The sequence below is a fragment of the Luteimonas aquatica genome (assembly GCF_022662575.1).
GTDB lineage: Bacteria > Pseudomonadota > Gammaproteobacteria > Xanthomonadales > Xanthomonadaceae > Luteimonas > Luteimonas aquatica.
On the sequence record NZ_JALBFU010000006.1, the window covers coordinates 72,480 to 92,311 of the forward strand.

The 19,832-nt window shown below is 71.2% G+C and carries 19 protein-coding genes; 13 read left to right on the forward strand and 6 right to left on the reverse strand.

The window, feature by feature from the left end:
• The first annotated feature begins 10 nt into the window (after nt 1-10).
• Entirely contained in the window at nt 11-1,699 is a 1,689-nt protein-coding gene (locus MD221_RS12805) for an AMP-binding protein (protein ID WP_242112193.1), read from the forward strand.
• A 49-nt stretch (nt 1,700-1,748) separates the two neighbouring features.
• On the opposite strand, the gene MD221_RS12810 is transcribed toward MD221_RS12805, so the two are convergent.
• Both MD221_RS12810 and purT read right to left on the reverse strand, forming a co-directional pair.
• A complete protein-coding gene (locus MD221_RS12810) occupies nt 1,749-2,102 on the reverse strand; it encodes a hypothetical protein (protein WP_242112194.1) in 354 nt (117 codons plus the stop codon).
• Nucleotides 2,103-2,136: 34 nt separating this feature from the next.
• Nucleotides 2,137-3,360, reverse strand: a complete 1,224-nt coding sequence (gene purT, locus MD221_RS12815) for a formate-dependent phosphoribosylglycinamide formyltransferase (RefSeq protein WP_242112195.1) — start codon at nt 3,358-3,360, stop codon at nt 2,137-2,139.
• Nucleotides 3,361-3,523: 163 nt separating this feature from the next.
• On the opposite strand from purT, the gene MD221_RS12820 reads away from it, so the two are divergent.
• The 5 genes from MD221_RS12820 (at nt 3,524) to MD221_RS12840 (ending at nt 7,245) form a co-directional block, all read left to right on the forward strand.
• Nucleotides 3,524-4,456, forward strand: coding sequence for a hypothetical protein (locus MD221_RS12820; protein ID WP_242112196.1), 933 nt, complete (start codon nt 3,524-3,526; stop codon nt 4,454-4,456).
• A gap of 133 nt (nt 4,457-4,589) precedes the next feature.
• Nucleotides 4,590-5,450 (forward strand): SPFH domain-containing protein, encoded by an 861-nt coding sequence (locus MD221_RS12825; protein ID WP_242112197.1) that lies wholly within the window; start codon nt 4,590-4,592, stop codon nt 5,448-5,450.
• A gap of 18 nt (nt 5,451-5,468) precedes the next feature.
• On the forward strand, nt 5,469-5,657 hold the full coding sequence (locus MD221_RS12830) for a type II toxin-antitoxin system antitoxin (RefSeq protein WP_242112199.1): 189 nt from the start codon (nt 5,469-5,471) through the stop codon (nt 5,655-5,657).
• A 148-nt stretch (nt 5,658-5,805) separates the two neighbouring features.
• The gene (locus MD221_RS12835; protein WP_242112200.1) at nt 5,806-6,360 is read left to right on the forward strand and encodes a PH domain-containing protein; all 555 of its coding nucleotides are present in this window, start codon (nt 5,806-5,808) and stop codon (nt 6,358-6,360) included.
• An 81-nt stretch (nt 6,361-6,441) separates the two neighbouring features.
• The gene (locus MD221_RS12840; protein ID WP_242112202.1) at nt 6,442-7,245 is read left to right on the forward strand and encodes a M15 family metallopeptidase; all 804 of its coding nucleotides are present in this window, start codon (nt 6,442-6,444) and stop codon (nt 7,243-7,245) included.
• A gap of 59 nt (nt 7,246-7,304) precedes the next feature.
• On the opposite strand, the gene MD221_RS12845 is transcribed toward MD221_RS12840, so the two are convergent.
• The 4 genes from MD221_RS12845 to MD221_RS12860 all read right to left on the reverse strand — a co-directional run bounded on the left by MD221_RS12845 (nt 7,305) and on the right by MD221_RS12860 (nt 12,758).
• Nucleotides 7,305-8,000: an AIM24 family protein gene (locus MD221_RS12845; protein WP_242112203.1), complete on the reverse strand. Its 696-nt coding sequence runs from the start codon at nt 7,998-8,000 to the stop codon at nt 7,305-7,307.
• 104 nt (nt 8,001-8,104) lie between these two features.
• The gene (locus tag MD221_RS12850) at nt 8,105-10,966 is read right to left on the reverse strand and encodes a TonB-dependent receptor (protein ID WP_242112204.1); all 2,862 of its coding nucleotides are present in this window, start codon (nt 10,964-10,966) and stop codon (nt 8,105-8,107) included.
• A gap of 182 nt (nt 10,967-11,148) precedes the next feature.
• Complete coding sequence (locus MD221_RS12855) at nt 11,149-12,147, reverse strand: FecR family protein (protein WP_242112206.1); 999 nt, start codon at nt 12,145-12,147, stop codon at nt 11,149-11,151.
• The gene (locus MD221_RS12860; RefSeq protein WP_242112207.1) at nt 12,144-12,758 is read right to left on the reverse strand and encodes an RNA polymerase sigma factor; all 615 of its coding nucleotides are present in this window, start codon (nt 12,756-12,758) and stop codon (nt 12,144-12,146) included. Before MD221_RS12860 ends, MD221_RS12855 begins: the two co-directional genes overlap by 4 nt.
• 321 nt (nt 12,759-13,079) lie before the next feature.
• Here MD221_RS12860 and pyrH point away from each other — a divergent pair, with 321 nt between their 5' ends.
• From pyrH to rseP, 7 genes are all read left to right on the forward strand, one after another.
• On the forward strand, nt 13,080-13,802 hold the full coding sequence (gene pyrH, locus MD221_RS12865) for a UMP kinase (protein WP_242112208.1): 723 nt from the start codon (nt 13,080-13,082) through the stop codon (nt 13,800-13,802).
• 115 nt (nt 13,803-13,917) lie between these two features.
• Nucleotides 13,918-14,847 carry a cation diffusion facilitator family transporter gene (locus MD221_RS12870; protein WP_242112209.1) on the forward strand — a complete coding sequence of 310 codons (930 nt, stop codon included), beginning with the start codon at nt 13,918-13,920 and terminating at the stop codon, nt 14,845-14,847.
• 113 nt (nt 14,848-14,960) lie between these two features.
• A complete protein-coding gene (gene frr, locus MD221_RS12875; RefSeq protein ID WP_242112210.1) occupies nt 14,961-15,521 on the forward strand; it encodes a ribosome recycling factor in 561 nt (186 codons plus the stop codon).
• A 12-nt stretch (nt 15,522-15,533) separates the two neighbouring features.
• A complete protein-coding gene (gene uppS, locus MD221_RS12880) occupies nt 15,534-16,298 on the forward strand; it encodes a polyprenyl diphosphate synthase (RefSeq protein WP_242112211.1) in 765 nt (254 codons plus the stop codon).
• Nucleotides 16,299-16,380: 82 nt separating this feature from the next.
• On the forward strand, nt 16,381-17,205 hold the full coding sequence (locus tag MD221_RS12885; RefSeq protein ID WP_242112212.1) for a phosphatidate cytidylyltransferase: 825 nt from the start codon (nt 16,381-16,383) through the stop codon (nt 17,203-17,205).
• Nucleotides 17,202-18,431 carry a 1-deoxy-D-xylulose-5-phosphate reductoisomerase gene (gene dxr / locus MD221_RS12890; RefSeq protein ID WP_242112213.1) on the forward strand — a complete coding sequence of 410 codons (1,230 nt, stop codon included), beginning with the start codon at nt 17,202-17,204 and terminating at the stop codon, nt 18,429-18,431. Before MD221_RS12885 ends, dxr begins: the two co-directional genes overlap by 4 nt.
• A gap of 11 nt (nt 18,432-18,442) precedes the next feature.
• On the forward strand, nt 18,443-19,807 hold the full coding sequence (rseP, locus tag MD221_RS12895; RefSeq protein ID WP_242112214.1) for an RIP metalloprotease RseP: 1,365 nt from the start codon (nt 18,443-18,445) through the stop codon (nt 19,805-19,807).
• Nucleotides 19,808-19,832 lie beyond the last annotated feature (25 nt).

The following is a 19,832-nucleotide window of genomic DNA, read 5'->3' on the forward strand; positions in this document are numbered from 1 at the left end:
CGCGGGGGCGATGCGCGAGGCGGCGGACACCACGACGAAGGCACCGGAAGAGCTGCCGGTGGAGATCCTGCTGCGGCTGGCGCGCGAAAAGGCGGGCCAGCCATGGCTGTTCCAGCCGGTCGAAGGCAAGGTGCTGAGCCATACCTGGGACGAGGCCGCCGCGCAGGTCGGGCGCATGGCGGCCGCGTTGCGCGCGCAGGGCTGGCCGCCGGGCAGCCGCATCGCGATCTCCGGCTTCAACACCGCGCACTGGCTGCTCGCCGACCTGGCGATCACGATGGCCGGCCACGTGCCGGTCGGCCTGTATCCGAAGCAGGCGCAGAAGATCACCCGCTACGTCCTCGAGCACAGCCAGGCCCGCGCGCTGTTCCTCGGCCCGATGCTCGACGGCCCGCAGTTCCTGGAGGCGATCCCCGAAGGCGTGCTGAAGATCCGCATGCCCTATCCCGCCGCGCCGCCGGGCGACGTCGAATGGGAAGCCTTCAGCGGCGGCTTCGAACCGCTGCGCGACTACCCGCTGCCGGCCGCCGACGCGCTGTACGTGCTGATCTACACCTCGGGCACCACCGGCAATCCGAAAGGAGTGATGCTCACCGCCGACAACCTGCGCTTCCTGCGCCGCGCCTTCAACAACGTCGCGCCGCGGTTGTGCGAGAACGAGCGCCTGTTCTCCTACCTGCCCCTGGCGCACTTCCTGGAACGGCTGACGGTGGCGAACGGCAGCCTGATGTGGGGCGCGCAGGTGCACTTCCTGGAATCGCTGGACAAGCTGGCGCAGCAGCTGCCGCAGGTGGCGCCGACCCGCTTCTTCGCGGTGCCGCTGGTGTGGATGCGCCTGCAGGCGGGCATCCTGCAGAAGATCCCGCAAAAGCGCCTGGACCTGCTGCTGTCGCTGCCGCTGGCGGGGAGGCTGGTGCGGCGCAGGCTGCGGCGCGCCATCGGCCTGGACAACGCGCTCTTCTGCCTGAGCGGCGCGGCGCCGATCCCGGTGAGCACGCTGCAGTGGTTCCGCGACAAGCTCGGCATCCTGATCCAGGAGGGCTGCGGCCCCACCGAGTCCGGCGCGTACTGCTCGCTCAACCTGCCGCACGACTACCGCTTCGGATCGATCGGCAAGCCGATGGCCGATGCCGGCTTCAAGCTGTCCGAGGAGGGCGAGATCCTGCTTAAGCATCCCGGCGTCATGCCGGGCTACTACCTCGACCCGGAGCGCACCCGCGAGAGCTTCACCGACGACGGCTGGCTCCGAACCGGCGACAAGGGCCGCGTCGACGAGGACGGCTTCCTCTACATCGTCGGCCGCATCAAGGACATCTTCAAGACCCTGAAAGGCAAGTACGTCGCGCCCGCGCCGATCGAGGGCGCGATGGCGCGCAACACCGGCATCGACCAGCTCTGCCTGATGGGAACGCAGCTGAGCCAGCCGGTCATGATCATCACCCTGACCCCGCACGCGCGCGGGCGGGCGCGCGAGGCGCTGGAACGCGAGCTGCTGGCCGACATGGACGCGGTCAACGGCACGCTGGAGGCGCACGAGAAGATCGCCAAGCTCTACGTCGCCCGCGAGACCTGGAGCATCGACAACGGCATCATGACGCCGACCATGAAGGTCAAGCGCGACGTCGTCGAGCAGCGCTACGGCGACTGGGCCCGCGCCCATGCGCACGAGCGCGAGCAGCCGATCGTCTGGGGCGAGTGAGCGCGCGGACACCCGGGCGCGCCGCGCCCGGGTGCGGATCGCCAGTGCGCTATTGCTTCTTCCCGTCCGCCGGTGCCGCGCCCTGCCCGCCGGTCGGCAAGGCCGCCGCCGGCGCAGCCGCCGCCTCCGTGCCGCGCGGGGTGAAGCCGAACAGGCCGTCGCTGTGCGTGGACACCACCATCCGCACCATGCCGCTGGGCACCATCAGCTCCAGCGACACCTCGCGCCCCTCCGGCGAGCGGCCGCGCAGGGTCATCTCGATCAAGGCGCCGCCGGTGTCGATCTCATGGCACAGCACGTGCGGCCCGGCCGGGCTGTCCTGCAGATAGGGCTTGATCGCCTCGCCCAGGGCTTCGAGCGCCTGCGGGAAGAAGAACACGGCGTAGCCGTTGCTGTCGTTCATGCCTGTCTGCTCCGGAACGGTTCGGGGGAAGGAATCAGCGCAACTCGACGACCAGCGCGGACGCCGCCTCGCGCGCGAGCGCGCGCGCCTGCTCGGCGTCCTCGCCGCGCGCCAGGGTCACGGCCACCCGGCGCTGCCCTTCCACGCGCGGCTTGCCGAACAGCCGCAGCGCGGTGCGCGGCGCGCGCAGCGCCGCGTCCACGGCACCGAACACCGGCACGCCGTGCCCCTGCGCCAGTACCGCGCACGAAGCCGAAGGCCCGATCAGGTCGATCCAGCCCGCTTCGTCGGCGGGAATGGGCAGGCCGAGGATCGCGCGCGCATGCAGCGCGAACTGGCTCAGCTCCTGCGAGATCAGCGTCACCAGGCCGGTGTCGTGCGGCCGCGGCGAGACCTCGCTGAACCAGACCTCGTCGCCCTTGACGAACAGCTCCACGCCGAACAGGCCCCAGCCGCCCAGGTCGTCGGTGACCGCCTTGGCGATCGCGCAGGCGCCGGCCAGCGCCTGCGCCGACATCGGCTGCGGCTGCCAGCTCTCGCGGTAGTCGCCGTCGCGCTGCAGGTGGCCGACCGGCGGGCAGAACGCCGTGCCGGCGGCGTGGCGCACGGTCAGCAGGGTGATCTCGTAGTCGAAATCGACGAAGCCCTCGACGATTACCCGTCCGGCGCCGGCGCGTCCGCCGGTCTGCGCGTAATCCCAGGCGGCGTCGATGTCCGCGTCGGAGCGCACCAGGCTCTGGCCCTTGCCCGAGGAGGACATCACCGGCTTGACCACGCACGGCAGTCCCAGCGCCCGCACCGCCTGGTGGTAGTCCTCGCGCGTGTCCACGAAGCGATAGGGCGAGGTCGGCAGCCCCAGCGTCTCGGCCGCGAGCCGGCGGATGCCTTCGCGGTCCATGGTCAGGCGCGCCGCGCGCGCCGTGGGCACGATGCGCGTCGCGGTGCCGGCCTGCGCGAACTCGCGCTCCAGCTCCACCAGGGTCTCGGTATGGATGGCCTCGATCTCGGGCACCACCAGATGCGGCTTTTCCAGTTCGATCAGCGCGCGGATCGCGGCGCCCTCGAGCATGTCCAGCACGTGGCAGCGGTGCGCGACCTGCATCGCGGGCGCGTCGGCGTAGCGGTCCGCCGCGATCACCTCCACGCCGAAGCGCTGCAGCTCGATGGCCACTTCCTTGCCGAGCTCGCCCGATCCCAGCAGCAGCACGCGCAGCGCGTGCTCCGAATGCGGCGTACCGATGACGACGGGCTTGGTCATGCGCGGCCTGCTGTGCGGAAAGCGCCATTGTAGAACGCGCGGCGGCGATCCCGGCGCGCCGGGCCGAAACGCTGCTTTTCGGCGATCAGGCGCCGCGCGCCGCGCAAGTGCCGCGAGCCCGCTTCCGCCGCCATCGCCGCGATGCCATGCTGCGGGCATGCCGATGCCGTCCGCTCACGCGCCGCCCCGCCTTGCTGCGCTGCCCGTCCTGCTGGGGCTGCCGCTGCTGCTCGCCGCCTGCAGCGTGCAGAAGCCGCCGTTCGCGCAGCTCTCCGGCATGCTGATGGACGATCGGCTGAACGAGGTCAGCGGGCTGGCGGCCTCGCGCGCGCACGAGGACGTGCTGTGGATGCTCGACGACGGCGGACATGCGCCGCGACTGTTCGCGGTGGGCACGCGCGGGCAGCTGCTGGCGACGTTCCGCGTCGACGGCATCGCCAATACCGACTGGGAAGACCTCTCCGCCTTCGAGCTCGACGGGCGCCGCTACCTGCTGGTCGCCGATACCGGCGACAACGGCGGCCTGCGGCGCAGCCTGCAGCTGCACGTGTTCGAGGAGCCGGCCGCGCTGGACGCGCAGGCCACCGGCCGCGCGCTGCGGCCAGACTGGTCGATCGCGTTCCGCTGGCCGGACGGCGCGCGCGACTGCGAAGCGGTCGCGGTCGATCCGATCCTCGGTCAGGTGCTGCTGATCTCGAAGAAGCGCACCCCGCCGGAACTGTTCGCAGTGCCGCTGCGGCCGCGCGACGAGGAAGTGCAGGTGGCGCAGCGCCTGGGGACGCTCACGGGCGTGCCGCCGCCCAGCGCCGAGGAACTGCGCGCCAACGCACGCATGGCGCGCATCCGCCACCAGGTCACCGCCGCCGACATCGCCCCGGACCGCGGCCGCATCGCGGTGATGACCTACAACGAGGTGCTGCTGTACCGGCGCGGCGCGCGCCAGAACTGGGCGCAGGCGCTGGCGGGCAAGCCGGCGGTGCACGAGCTGCCCTGGCTGCCGCAGGCCGAGGCCCTCGGCTGGGCCCAGGGCGGGCGCGGCCTGTTCGCCACCGGCGAATTCGCGCCGGCGCCGCTGCTCTATCTCAATACCGACTGAGCCGCAGCCGGCATGGCACTTATAAATCAATCACTTGTGAAGCCCCGACCGACTCCGGCATCACCTTCTTGACGTTGATATCATTTTGATATCAAATTCTCCGCAACTAGGGGAAAGGCCAAGGAGACACGCTGTGAAAGAGAACCCGATCCGCTCGCTGCCCGGCATTCCGATGCTGCTCGGGCTGCTGCTTGCCGCGGTGGCATCCGTATTCCTGTTCATCGTCGGCCTGGCGGTCGCCTGGCCGCTGTGCGTGCTCGCCGTGCTGATGGGCGCCGCCGCCCTGCTCAGCCTGTGCGGCGTGTACATGGTCGAGCCCAACCAGGCCGCGGTGCTGAGCCTGTTCGGCAAGTACGTGGGCACGGTGAAGGACAACGGCCTGCGCTGGAACAACCCCTTCTTCACCAAGAAGAAGGTCAGCCAGCGCGTGCGCAACTTCGAGAGCGGCAAGCTCAAGGTCAACGAGCTCGACGGCAGCCCGATCGAGATCGCCGCCGTGATCGTATGGCAGGTGGTGGACTCGGCCGAGGCGGTCTACAACGTCGACGACTACGAGAGCTTCGTGCACATCCAGTCCGAATCCGCGCTGCGGGCGATGGCCACCAGCTATCCCTACGACCAGCACGAGGAAGGCCAACTGGCGCTGCGCAGCCATGCCGCGGAAATCTCCCTGCACCTGAAGAACGAGCTGGTCGAGCGCCTCGCCGACGCCGGCGTGCAGGTGCTCGACGCCCGCATCAGCCACCTCGCCTACGCGCCGGAGATCGCCCAGGCAATGCTGCAGCGCCAGCAGGCCAACGCGATCATCTCCGCGCGCACGCGCATCGTCGCCGGCGCGGTCGGCATGGTCGAGATGGCGCTGGCCGAACTGCAGAAGAACGGCGTGGTGCAGCTGGACGAGGAGCGCAAGGCCAACATGGTCAGCAACCTGCTGGTGGTGCTGTGCGGCGACCGCGCCACGCAGCCGATCGTCAACGCCGGCACGCTCTACTGACGGCCGCCCGCCTTGCCGATGACGGACAAGAAGGCCTACCCGCTGCGCATCAACGCCGAAGTCCTGGCCGCGGCGCAGCGCTGGGCGGACGACGAGTTGCGCAGTCTCAACGCGCAGATCGAGTACGTGCTGCGCGAGGCCCTGCGCAGGTCCGGCAGGCTGCCGACGCCGAGGACGCCGTCCGAGGAAGAGCAGCCGGCGGAATGAGCGGCGGCCGGTGCCGGCGCCCTGTTCTTCGTTCCGCCGGCCGTGCCGCCCTGCGGCCGGCGATCCTCGAGGCAACCATGCGGACCAACGCGACATCCTTCTCCGGGCCGACACCGGCCATGAACGTCATTCCCGCCGGGACATGCGCATGAACACGAGCAAAGCCGTCCAGGATTTTCCGGTCGCGGCGCCGAGCCGCCTCTCGTGGGGGATCCTGCTGGCGCTGTGGGTGGCGCTGCTGGTGATCGCCTACGCGCAGCCGCACCAGCAGCCGCCGCACAATCCCGTGCCGTGGTGGCTGGTCGTGCCGTTCGGCCTCGCGCTGGTAGTGATCGGTCCCTACATCCTGCTGCTGCATCGACGCATCCGCCTGAAGGGCCGCATGCTCGTCGCCGAGGCCGCGCTGCATACGCGGCGCGTGCCGGTGGAGGAGCTGTCGCTCGACCAGGCGCGGATCGTCTCGCTCGACGAACACATCGAGTTCAAGCCGATGCTGCGCCTGTTCGGCTTCGGCCTGCCCGGCTTCAAGGCCGGCCATTACCTGCTGCGCAACCGCCGCCGCGCCTTCTGCGTGCTGACCGACCGGCGGCGCGTGCTGGTGCTGCCGCACGGCAAGGGCAAGCTGCTCCTGCTCAGCCCGGAGAAGCCGCAGGCCCTGCTCGACGAACTGCGCCGGATGGCGCAGACGCCGCCGCAGGATTAGCCGTCGCCGACGGCGGCGGGATCGCGCCGCCCGGGCGGCCGCGGCGTGACGCGGGCGGCGCGATGCGCCTATGCTGCGGCCATGCGAGACCGCCCCACGCAACTGATCAATACCGCCGACATCGAGCTGTGGCCGGCGCATCTGCTGCGCGCGCGCAGCAACCACGATGCGCGCGCGCTGGCGCGGGCGCGCCGCGTGCTGCGCCGCAAGCGCGACGGCCGCTACCTCGCCGCCGAGCTGCCCGAGGGCCTGCTGCCGCTGGTGCAGCGCTGGACGCGCGAGCCCGGCATCGACGAGGCGGTCGACGCCCTGGACCGCGTCGCCGCGCATCGGCGCGCCGGCGTCGAGACGGTGGCGCACCTGCCCCTGCACCGGCTGCAGGAACGCCTGGACATGCTCGGCCTCGACGCGGAGGACTATGCCGATCGCACCGGCCTGCCGCTGGTCGCCGAGCCCGACCGGCTCGCCTTCGCCGGCCTCGACCGCTACCGGCGGCCGTTGTGGCTGCACGCGGACGCCGCGCGCGCCTGGCACAGCCTGCGCTGGTCCGCCCTGCACGAAGGCGTGGTGCTGGAGGCGATCTCAGGCTACCGCAGCCACGACTACCAGCTGGGCATCTTCGAGCGCAAGCGCGCGCGCGGACAATCGCTCGAGCAGATCCTGGCGGTGAACGCCGCGCCCGGCTATTCGGAGCACCACTCCGGCCTGGCGCTGGACATCGGCGCCCCCGGCGAGCCGCCGGCCGAGGAGTCCTTCGAGAACACGCCGGCGTTCGACTGGTTGCGGCGCAACGCCGGCGCCTACGGCTTCGTGATGACCTATCCGCGCGACAACCCCCACGGCATCATCTACGAACCCTGGCATTGGGCATTGGCCCGCGCCTAGTCGATGCCCTATCGGCATCGACTGCGGGCCAATGCGCCCAGGTCATCGCTTTCGCGTTCTCATTCCTTGGCCTGCAGCACCACTTCCTCGTAAGGCTGCACCACCACCCAGCCCTCGCCGGCGAACCTGAGCTGGATGCTCTCCCCCGAGCCGCGCCCGAACAGGGTACCGAACGAGATGTCGGTGACGATCTCCGGCGTCAGCCCGCCCGACCAGGCGACGGTGGCGTTGGGATCGGTGAACACCGGGCCGGTCTGCGCGCTCACCGGCAGGGTCAGCGGCTCGTAGTGCGAGGTGATGGCGACGATGCCGTGCCCGCTCAGGCGCACGTTGAACAGGCCGCCCGACAGCATGCCCGCCACCCTGCGCATCATCGTGATCTGGTTCTCGACGGTCGACTCGATGGCCAGCACGTCATTGCCGTTGACGAAGATCGCCTCGCCCGCCAGCCGCAGCAGAGTGATCTTCTTGCCGCCGTCGGCGAGATAGACGCGGCCGCTGCCCTCCATCTTCATCAGCTGCATGCCCTCGCCGCTCACCGCCTTCTTCAGCAGGTTGCCCAGCCCCTGCTCCAACAGCCCCTGGCGGGTGAACTTCACCTCGCCCTTGCGCGCGACCATCGCCCCGGCCTTGGCCCAGACCAGGCCGTTGAGCCGCACCTCCAGCAGGTGGGGGCTTTCCAGTTCGAAGGCATCGCCGCTGGCGTCCTTTTCCTTCGAATGCGAGAGAAATTCCTGCAGGGTCTGCACGGCCATGATCGGGTTCCTTGCCTATGGGAGGCGCGATGCTAGCGCAGTCGGGCGTCAGGCGTTCGCGCGTCCCCCAGACCGCGTCCCGGACAATGCCGCGGTCGCACGCGTCAGAACCGGTACGTCGCGCTCAGCATGTAGTAGCGGCCGCGCGGGTCGTCGTAGTTGGCAGAATAGCCGCCGCTGCCGATCTCGTAGTTGACCGGCTCGCGGTCGGTGAGGTTCTGCACGTTCGCGGCGAAGCGCCAGCGCGGAATCCCCGACCAGGCCACATCCAGGTCCACCATGGTCACGCTCGGGTCGGTGCAGCGCCCCGCCGCCAGGTTCGGCGCCGGGCAGCCCTCCTGCGGCGTTCCGATCTTGCGCGTGCCCAGCCAGCGCACCCAGAGCGTGCTGCTCCAGTGATCGATGTTCCATTGCAGCGACGCCAGCACGCTCTGCCTGGGCGCGCCGTAGCCCGCGTAGTCCAGGCTCGGCGCGTTGACGTGCGTGCGGCGGCGCAGGGTCTGCAGGGCATCGCCGGAAACGTGCCAGACGAACTGGCCGTAGCGCCCGGCGTCGTTGCGGTATTGCGCGTCGAACTGCCAGCCGCTGGACTCGGTCCTGCCGATGTTGCCGTAGTACTCGTAGATGTCGACGACCTGCCCGAACTCGTTGCGCCCCACGCGCGTCTTGAACAGCGCGGGATCGTCGTCGGCCTGCACGCGCAGGATCTCGTTCCTGCGCACGATCCGGTAGTGGTCGACGCTCAGGCTCAGCCGCGGCGTCGGCGACCAGATGAAGCCGAGCAGGCCGCTGCGCGAGGTCTCCGGGCGCAGGTCGCGGTTCTCGATGGATTTGCGTATGAGGTAGCATCGCTGCTGACCGTCCCCGGAAGGGAAGGCGCAAGGCTTGAGCGTGTCGCTTTCGGGCAGGTCGATGAAGGTTTCCGGGACGTTGGGACGCCGCAGCTCGAACATGCTCGGCGCGCGGTAGCCGGTGGCGAAGGTGCCGCGCAGGGTGAAACTGTCGCTGACGCTCCATTTCAGGCCGAGCTTCGGCGACAGCCGGTGGCCGTAGCCTTGCCGGTAGTCCGCGCGCGCGGCGAGATCGGCCTGCAGGCTCGGCCAGAACGGCAGGTTCAACTCGGCGTACAGCGCGGCGTTGTCGCGGCTGTCGTCGATGGCGATGCGCTGCTCGGCCAGCGTCACCTCGTTGTTGAGCAGCAGCGCATCGGGCCGGTGGCGCAGCGATTCGTGCCCGTATTCGATGCCTGCCGCGACGCGGGCGACGCCCCCCGGCAAGGGAAACCAGGGGCCGCCGACATTGAAGGAGACCTGTTGCAGCGTCGCCTTGCCGCGCGTGGTGATGCGCGGCGAGATCGTGGCCAGCAGCGCGGGATCATTCGGGCCCGCAAAACGGTAGTCGGGGAGTGCGGCCTCGAACGCGCTCCCGCGCAGCAGGCCGTCGGTGCGGCTGACCACGCGGTTCTGGTGATGGCCCACGGCCAGGTCCCAGCTCCAGTCGCCCCACATGCCGCGCGCGCCGGCGGTGGCGTCGAGCGTGTCCTCCTCGGTGCGGTTGCGGATCGGACCCAGGTCGTCGAAGGCGTAGTTCAGCGACGGCAGGTGGTCCGGATTGTCGGGATGGTCGGGGCGCAGCTGCACGTTCAGATAGAAGGGCGCATTGCGCAGGCGTTGGGTCAGGCTGGCCGCGCGGATCTCGGCATGCAGTTCGCCGCGCTCGCCGAAGGGCCGATGCGCATGCACGTAGAGGGAGGAGCGCTGCGTCTCGGGCTGCAGGCTGGCGCCGCGCGGCGGATCGAACAGGCAGCCGTCCACCGTGGACGGCGCGGCGCCGCGGCAATAGCCGCGCGTGACCGCGGGCTGGTCGAACACGCGCATCAGGTCGTAGTAGGAATAGCCGAGCCGGATGCGCTCGTCGCCGAGGCCGTCGCGGCGGCGATCGGCGGTGCGCCAGCCGCGGTCGGCGCCGAGCAGCTCGTCGCGCCGCAGCACTTCGCCGCCGACGAAGACCGCGCCGCCGCCACGGGTATCGTGCCCGATGCCGAAGGACAGGCGCCGCTCGGCGGCGTCGCCGCGCTCGGACAGGCCGTAGCGCATCGTCACCTCGCCGCCCTGCTGCGCGGTGCGCAGGATGATGTTGACCACGCCGGCCATGGCGTCGGCGCCATAGATCGCCGAGGCGCCGCCGCGCAGGATCTCGATGCGCTCGACGATGCTCAGCGGAATGCTGTCCAGATCGACCAGGCCGCCGAGGTCGGAGGAGACCAGGCCGTAGTTGGCCACGCGCTGGCCGTCCACCAGGAACAACGTTGCGCGCGGACCGAGCGTATTGAGGCTGGTGGTGGCGGCGACGGCGAAAGGCTGCTGCGCATTGTTGGCGCCGTCGGTGGAGACCGAGATCGGATGGTGCGCGGCCATGCCGGGCTGCGCCCGCAGCAGCTCGAACAGGGTCTGCTTGCCGCTGGACTCGATGTCGTCGCGGGTGATCACGGTCAGCGGGAACGCCGAGACCATGTCGATGTCGCTGCGCGGGATGCGGCTGCCGGTCACCTGCACCGTGGTCAGCTCGGTCGTCAGCGTGGGCAGCTCCGACGGTCCGGCGGCGACGGCGCGCGGCCGCGGCGGCGCGACGGGCGCGGCCTTGAGCAGGTACGTGTCGGCGTTGACCGGCACCGCCTGCAGCCCGCTGCCGCGCAGCAGCCGCGCGAGCGCATCGGCCGGCGCGGATTCCAGGCGCAGCCCGGCGCTGCGGCGCCCGGCCACCAGCGTCGGGGCGTACAGCAGTTGCACCCGCCCCTGGCGCGCCAGCGCCTCGAGCGCGTCCTCGAGCGTGCCCGGCGCGATCTCGAAGCGGACCTCCGCCGGCCCGGCCGCCCACGCCGAGGCCGGCAGGCCGGGAAGACCTGCCGCCAGGGCCGCGCACAGCCAGAGCGTGCATCGGAGCGAGCTGTGACGAAATCGGACCATGCAGTCCCGAGGCTTTGGGGCGGCATCGGCCGCAGCGTCCCCCGGACGTCGCGCGCCGCGGGCGGGCTATTCTGCCATGCACCTTCGCGCCCGCGGGGCCACCGGCGGAACGCGGCAAGCCGCCCGTCCGGCCAGTCCCCGCCGCGTCAGGCCCGGTGCCCGTTCAGCTGTTTGGAACCAGGTTATCTGGAGCCGGCCTGACGCTGCAGCACGATCTCGTGCGTGCCGGTCCGCTCGGCCCGCAGCCCCCAGCCCTGCTCCAGGGCCTTGCTCAGCGCATCCTGATCGCCGGCATGGAATACCCCGCTCACGCGGATGCCGCCAAGCGCCGGGTCGCCCAGCCGCAGCTGGGTGGTCGAGTAGCGGTTGGCCTCCTCGAGCAACTGGTCGAGCGGGCGTTCGCGGAAGACCAGGTCGCCGCGCGGCCAGGCGCGTGCGGTCTCCAGGTCCAGGCCGCGCTTGCGGCCCAGCGTGCCGTCGGCCTCGACCGCCACCTGCTCGCCCGGGGCCAGCATCTGGCGCGTCGCGTCCGGGGCGTCGGCCAGCGACACCTGCACCGCGCCTTCGATCAGGCCGATGCGCGCGCCCGCGCCGCGCTCGCGGCTGACCTGGAACAGCGTGCCGATGTCGTGCACCAGCGCCCCGCCCGCGCGCACCGCGAAAGGACGCGGGTCGCGGCCGACATCGATCTGCACGCGACCGCGACGCACCTCCAGCAGGCGCTCGCCCGCGCCCAGGCGCACGTCCACGGCCGAGTCGGTGTCCAGCAGCAGGCGCGTGCCGTCGGCAAGCGTGAGCTGGCGCTGCTCGCCGACCGCGGTCGCGTGCGCGATCGGCGCGACCGCCTCGCCCGCCGGCCACATGCGCCAGGCCACCGCGCCGACCGCGATGGCCAGGGTGGCGGCGACCGAGACCGCCGGCAGCCAGCGCCAGCCTTGCCGCGGCGGACGGCGCCGTGCGCCGCGCGCGGCCGCGCGCACGAACGGGTCCTCGCGCAGGCTCGCCGCCAGCGCGTGCGCCTGCTCGGCTTCCACGTAGGCCTCGACGTTGCCGGGCGCTTCGGCCAGCCAGTCCTCGAAGGCGGCGTGCTCGGCCGCGGTGCAGTCCGGCGCCATCAGGCGCGCCGCCCAGGCCTCGGCGCGCCCGTCGCGCGGGCCCTGGCGGGATGCGGCGGCGTTCACGAGCGGCCTCCGCTGCGGCCCGCGTCCGGCGGCAGGCAGTCGCGCAGCGCCTGCAGCGCCTTGCCGATGTGCTTTTCCACGGCCTTGACCGAGATGCCGCAATGCCGCGCCACCTCGGCGTAGCGCATGCCCTCGATCCGGTTGAGCAGGTAGACCTGCCGGCAGCGCGGCGGCAGGCGCAGGATGGCGTCGCGCACCCGCGCCAGCGTCTGTTCGTTGTCGATGCGCTCGTCGTGGGTCAGTTCCGCCGACGGCAGGGCCAGCGTGTCGTCGTCGAAACTGACGTGGACCGCGCCGTGGTGCGACTGCTCTCGGCGTCCGCGATCGTTGAAGACGTTCAGCGCGATCCGGTACATCAGGGCGCGCAACTGGGCGTGCGGCTGGTGGCGATAGCGCATCAGCCGGACCATCGCCTCCTGGGCCATGTCCCGCGCGTCCTCCTCGGCGGCGCGTTTGCGCAGGAAGGCCACCAGCGCCTCCTGGTGGTCGCGCACGAAGGCCACGAACCCCGGAGCCGCGTCGTCGCGCTCGACGGGCGCGTCCTCCCCCGGTTGGCGGTCGAGATCGGAATGCGGCGCGGGGTCGCGCGCGTTCGGTGCCGCCGAACTCATGCGCCGGCGCCAGGCATCCGGCCACGCGCCCATCGTCCGCAGCCGGGCGACGGGCGCTCGGAAGGCGACGGTTGGCGGCGGCGGCAGGTCGGCATGGTTACAGTTGTAACATGCCGCCCGGCGCGATTGCGCCGCCCGACAGCGCGTCTTCGCCCGCAAGCGCAGTCTTCCGTTTCGCAGCAGGACGCGTCTGTTCATGCCTACGAAAACGCGGATCGCGGCGTTCGCCCTACCTGCTCCGTGCGCGGCGGCGCGATGCTGCGGATGCGCAAAAGACCAAGAACCCCTAAAATCGCCGCGCTCATCGCCCCGAGACCGCTCATGACCCAACTCGCCTATCGCCGCGTCCTGTTGAAGCTTTCCGGCGAGGCCTTGATGGGCGAGGAGGACTACGGCATCGATCCCAAGGTGATCGGGCGCCTGGCGCGCGAGATCATCGAAGCGCAGCAGGCCGGGGCCGAGGTCGGGGTGGTGATCGGCGGCGGCAACATCTTCCGCGGCGCGGGCCTGGCGGCCGGCGGCATGGACCGCGTCACCGGCGACCAGATGGGCATGCTGGCCACCGTCATCAACGCCCTGGCGATGCAGGACGCGCTGGAGAAGCTCGGCGCCCGCGTGCGCGTGATGAGCGCGATCAAGATCAACGACGTGTGCGAGGACTACATCCGGCGCCGCGCCATCCGCCACCTGGAAAAGGGCCGCATCGCGATCTTCGCCGCCGGCACCGGCAATCCGTTCTTCACCACCGATTCCGGCGCCGCGCTGCGCGCGATCGAGATCGGCGCCGACCTGCTGCTCAAGGCCACCAAGGTCGACGGCGTCTACGACGCCGACCCGAAGAAGAACCCGGACGCCAAGCGCTTCGACAGCCTCACCTACGACGAGGTGATCGCGCGCAACCTCAACGTGATGGACACCGCCGCCTTCGCCCTGTGCCGCGACAGCGACCTGCCGCTGCGCATCTTCGACATGGCGCAACCCGGCCAGCTGCTGCGCATCCTGCGCGGGGAACCGATCGGCACGCTGGTGCGCAGCCGCGCCTGACGCGCCGGCCTCGGCCGGCGGCGCCCGGCGGGTGGGCGCGCCGAAGGCATGGCCGGCCCGGTCACGCGGCCGCATTGAAATAGTGTCCGCGCCGGCGGCGTGACAGCATCCCGCCATGCACAGCCACGCCCACTCCCACGGCCATGCGCACGGCCACGCGCATGGCGCCAGCACGCGCGCCTTCGCCACGATCACGCTGATCAACCTGGCCTATACCGTGCTCGAGGCCGCCTACGGCTTCCTCACCGACTCGCTGGCGCTGCTCTCCGACGCCGTCCACAACCTCGGCGACGTGCTCGGCCTCGGCCTGGCCTGGGCGGCGGCGGTGCTGGCGAGGCGGCCGCCCACCGACCGGCACACCTACGGCTGGCGCCGCGCCACCCTGCTTTCGCCGCTGGCCAACGTCCTGCTGGTGGTGGCCTTCTCCGGGGCGCTGGCCTGGGAGGCGGTCGGCCGGCTCGGCACGCCGCCGCAGATCCCGGCCGTTCCGGTGATCGTGGTCGCCGCCCTGGGCATCGGCGTCAATCTGGTCGCGGCCTGGTTCGTGCGCGACGGCCATGCCCACGACCTCAACCGCCGCGGCGCCTTCCTGCACCTGATGGCCGATGCCGCCGTGTCCCTGGCCGCGGTCCTGGCCGGCGTCGGCATGCTCACCCTCGGCTGGTCCTGGCTCGACCCGGTGACCGCCCTGCTGATCAGCCTGGCGATCGCGGTGGGCGCGTTCGGCCTGCTGCGCGACAGTTTCAACGCCGCCATGGACGCGGTGCCCGCCAGCATCGATCGGACGCAGGTGCTGGACTTCCTGGGCGCCCAGCCCGGGGTTGTCGCGGTGCACCATCTGCACATCTGGTCGCTGGGCGCGGGCGAAATCGCCATGACCGCGCACCTGGTGCGGCCCGCCGGCGACGACCAGGACGCCTTCATCGATCGCCTCGCGCACGCGCTCGACCACCGCTTCGGCATCAATCACCCGACCCTGCAGATCGAGCACGGCGGCGCCTGCGAGCACGACCGCCACGACCGCGCGCCGCATCACGGCCACTGACCCGCCCGCGGCCGCGCACGCGCCGCGGCGGCGCCCGGCGGGCGGGCCGCGGCCGTAGCCGCGGTCCGGATGGCTATAATCCTCCGGTTACGTATTCGATTCCGGAGCCAGCGATGACGCCCAACGACATCAAGAAGGACGCGCAGACGCGCATGCACAAGAGCGTGGAAGCCCTGCGCCACGACCTTGGCAAGATTCGCACCGGCCGCGCCTCCGCCTCGCTGGTCGACCACCTGAAGGTGAACTACTACGGCTCGGACATGCCGCTGTCGCAGGTCGCCAGCGTCGCCATTTCCGACGCCCGCTCGCTGACCATCACCCCGTGGGAGAAGCAGATGGTCGGCCCCGTGGAGAAGGCGATCCTGGCCTCCGACCTCGGCCTGACCCCGACCACCGCCGGAACCGTGATCCGCATCAACCTTCCCGCCCTCACCGAGGAGCGCCGCAAGGAACTCTCGAAGGTCGTCCACGGCGAGGGCGAAGGCGCCAAGGTGGCGATCCGCAACATCCGCCGCGACGCCAACCAGCAGGTCAAGGACCTGCTCAAGGACAAGGCCATCACCGAGGACGACGAGCGCCGCAGCGAGGACGAGATCCAGAAGCTGACCGACAAGGCGATCAAGGACGTCGACGAGGTGGTCAAGGCCAAGGAACAGGAGCTGATGGCCGTCTGAGGCCCAGGCCCCATGAGCGAGTCTCCGCCCGCGCTGGCCGCCGCCCGCGTTCCGCGCCATCTCGCCGTCATCATGGACGGCAACGGGCGCTGGGCCGCGCAGCGCAAGCGCCCGCGGGTGATCGGCCATCGCGCCGGCGCGCGCGCGGTCAACCTGTGCATCGAGTTCTGCCTGGAGCGCGGCATCCAGGCGCTGACCCTGTTCGCCTTCTCCAGCGAGAACTGGGGCCGTCCGGAGGAAGAGGTCGGCGCGCTGATGAAGCTGTTCCTGGGCGCGCTCGAGCGCGAGGTGGCCGAACTCGACCGCCGCCAGGTGCGCATCCGCTTCATCGGCGAACGCGAGCGCTTCAGCGCGCCGATCCTCGAACGCATGGCCGCCGCCGAGGCCCAGACCCGCGGCAACACCCGCCTGACGCTGACCATCGCCGCCAGCTACGGCGGCCGCCAGGACATCGCGCAGGCGGCGCGGTCGCTGGCCGAAGACGTCGCCGCCGGCCGCCTGCGCCCGGAACAGATCGACGAATCGGCGCTGGCCGCGCGCATGGCCCTGGCCGACCTGCCGCCGCCGGACCTGTTCATCCGCACCGGCGGGGACCTGCGCATCAGCAACTTCCTGCTCTGGCAGCTGGCCTATACCGAACTGTGGTTCACCCCGACGCTGTGGCCGGAGCTCGACGCCGCCCTGCTGCAGCGTGCCCTCGACGACTACGCCGGGCGCGAACGCCGCTTCGGCCTGACCGGCGCGCAGGTCGCCGCCATGGAAGAATCCGCGCCATGATCCCGACTCATCCGGCCGTCCCGTCAGGCGGCGCGCTGCGCGCACCGTCCCGGCCCGTCCCGCCGCCGGCGGGGTCCGACGCATGACCCGCACCCGCGTCCTCGCGGCGCTGCTGATGGCGCCGGTGGCCATCCTGGCGATCCTGTTCCTGCCCACGCCGTGGATGGCGGCGCTGGCGGCGATCGTGTTCCTGCTCGGCCTGTGGGAATGGCTGAAGCTGGCCGAGATCGGCGACACGCTGCAGCGCACCGTGCTGCTGGTGCTCAACCTGATGCTGATGGTGCTGCTGCTGTGGGCCTCCGGCAGCCCGCTGGTGCTGCTGCAGATCGCCACGCTGGTGGGCGTGGGCTGGTGGGTGCTGTCGCTGCTGTGGCTGCGCTTCTATGACTTCGCCTCCGACCACGACACCCACGCGCGCGTGTTCAAGCTGGCCGCCGGCACCCTGGCGACGCTGCCGGCCTGGTGCGCGCTGGTGCTGATCCACAGCGGCGAGCCGTTCGGCCATCGCTGGCTGCTGACCGCGCTGATGGTGGTGTGGGCGGCCGATTCGGGCGCCTATTTCGCCGGACGGCAGTTCGGCACGCTCAAGCTGGCGCCGCGGATCAGCCCCAACAAGACCATCGAAGGCCTGCTCGGCGGCCTGGTGGCCGGCGTCGGCGTCGGCCTGGCCGCAGGCTGGTACGCCGGGGCGACGGTCGCGCAATTGCCGCAGCTGGCGCTGCTGTGCGCGGTGACGGTGCTGTTCTCGGTGCTCGGCGACCTGTTCGAGAGCCTGCTCAAGCGCCATGTCGGCGCCAAGGATTCCGGCACCCTGATCCCCGGGCACGGCGGCATCCTCGACCGCATCGACGGTGTACTGGCGGCCTTGCCGGTGTTCCTGGTCGGCAAGGAAATCCTGGGGCTTTGACCGTGCAGACCGTTGCCGTCCTGGGGGCCACCGGCTCGATCGGCGCGTCCGCGCTGGACGTGATCGCCCGCCATCCGCAAACGCTGCGCGCCGGCGTGCTCGCCGCCGGCAGCAACGTCGAGGCCTTGCTGGCGCTGTGCCTACGGCACCGCCCGGAGCATGCGGTGATCGCCGACGAGGGCGGATTCCCCGCCTTGCGCGAGGGGCTGCGCGCGGCCGGCCTGCCGACCCGGGCCCATGCCGGCGCCGCCGCGCTCACCGCGCTGGCCGCCGGCCCCGAGTGCCAGACCGTGGTCGCCGCGATCGTGGGCGCCGCCGGGCTGGACTCCACCCTGGCCGCCGCCGGCGCGGGCAAGCGCCTGCTGCTGGCCAACAAGGAATCCCTGGTCCTGGCCGGCGAACTGCTGATGGCCACGGCCGACGCCAACGGCGCGCGCATCGTCCCCATCGACAGCGAGCACAACGCCATCTTCCAGTGCCTGCCGGCCCCGCGGCCGGCCGATCGCGACGGCGCCCCCGCCGACCGCGCGCGCTGCCTGCCGGCCGCGCGCGAGGACGTGCGCCGGATCGTGCTCACCGCCTCGGGCGGCCCCTTCCGCGGCTGGACGCGCGAACGGCTGGCCGGCGTCACGCCGGCGCAGGCGGTGGCGCATCCGAAGTGGTCGATGGGGCCGAAGATCTCGGTCGACTCGGCCACCCTGATGAACAAGGGCCTGGAGGTGATCGAGGCCCATCACTTGTTCGGCCTGCCCGGGGCCCGCATCGACGTGCTGGTGCACCCGCAGAGCCTGGTGCACTCGCTGGTGGAATTCGTCGACGGCTCCACCCTGGCCCAGCTCGGCCTGCCGGACATGCGCACCGCCCTGGCCATCGGCTTCGCCTGGCCGCGGCGCATCGAATCCGGGGTCGGCGGGCTCGACCTGCTCGCCCACGGTCGCCTCGATTTCGAGCCCCCCGACCTTGCCGCCTTCCCCTGCCTGCGCCTGGCCTATGCGGCCCTGGAGGCCGGCGGCACCGCCCCCGCGGTGCTGAACGCGGCCAACGAAATCGCGGTTTCAGCCTTTCTTCAGGGCCGGATCGGTTTCCTGTCCATTCCGGCCCTGGTCGAGGACGCATTGGCGGCGCTGCCGCCCGCGCGCGCCGATTCGCTGGACGTCCTGCGCGAGGCCGACCTGCGCGCGCGACGGCATGCCTCCGCCGCCCTCTCCCGCCACGCCCCGCACTGAGTCACCTTCGCATGCTCGAAATCATCGGCTCCGTGTGGTGGTACATCGTCGGTCTCGGCCTGCTGATCACCTTCCACGAATTCGGCCACTTCTGGGTGGCGCGGCGCAACGGCGTCAAGGTGCTGCGCTTCTCGATCGGCTTCGGCAGGCCGCTGTGGAAACGCCTGGGCAAGGACGGCACCGAATACGTGATCGCGGCGATCCCGCTCGGCGGCTACGTCAAGATGCTGGACGAGCGCGAGACCGACGTCGCCCCGGCCGAGGCCGAGCAGGCCTTCAACCGCAAGTCGGTCTGGCGGCGCATCGCGATCGTTGCCGCCGGCCCGATCGCCAACCTCATCCTGTGCGTGGCGCTGCTGTGGGCCATGTTCGTGGTCGGCCGCCCCGACTACGCGCCGGTGATCGGCCAGGTCCAGGGCATCGCCGCGCAGTCGGGCCTGCAGCGCGGCGACACCGTGCTCGCCGTGGACGGGCGCGCCACGCCGATCTGGAGCGAGGTGCAGATGGCGCTGCTGCCGCACGCGCTCGACCGCGAGGACGCCTCGGTGCTGGTGCGCGACGCGCAGGGCAACGAGCACGAGCGCCTGCTGCGGCTCTCGCGCATCCCCGCCGAACGCGACGAGCGCGCCGTGTTCGGCGACATCGGCCTGTGGGGACGCCAGCAGATCGTCCCGCCGCTGGTCGGTCATGTCCGCCCCCGGACGGCCGCCTGGGGCGTCTTGGCCGAAGGCGACCGCATCACCGCCATCGACGGCACGCCGGTGGCCGGGTTCGGCGACATCGGGCCGCTCCTGCAGAGCCTGGGGCCGCGCGAGGCCGAGATCATGGTGGAGGTGCAGCGCGACGGCGAACGGCTGGCGCTGCCGCTCAAGCCGCGGTTCCAGGCCGGCGAGAACGGCGCGCCCGGCGCCTGGATCATGGGGATCGAGCCGATCAAGTCCTTCGACCCGCCCAAGGACGCCGTCCAGCGCTACGGACCCCTGGAAGCCGTCCCCGCCGCCCTGCGCGAAATGCGCTACCAGACCGTGCAGCTGTTCCAGATGGTCGGCCGGGTCTTCGACGGACGCGTCTCGGTGCAGAACAGCGTCGCCGGCCCGATCACCATCGCCCGTGTCGCCAATGCGTCGGCGCAACGGGGATTGGCGTGGTATTTGACCATTCTCGCGCTGCTGTCGCTGAGCCTGGGCATTCTCAACCTGCTGCCGATCCCGCTCTTGGACGGTGGTCACCTCTTGTATTACCTTATTGAGTTGGTCAAAGGCAGCCCGTTAAGCGAGCGTGCGATGGCCGCCGGGCAATATGTCGGTCTCGTTCTGCTGGCGGGGCTCATGGGTCTGGCGTTCTTCAACGACATACTGAACAACTTCGTGCGTTGACTGTCTGACCCCCGCAATCCCGCCC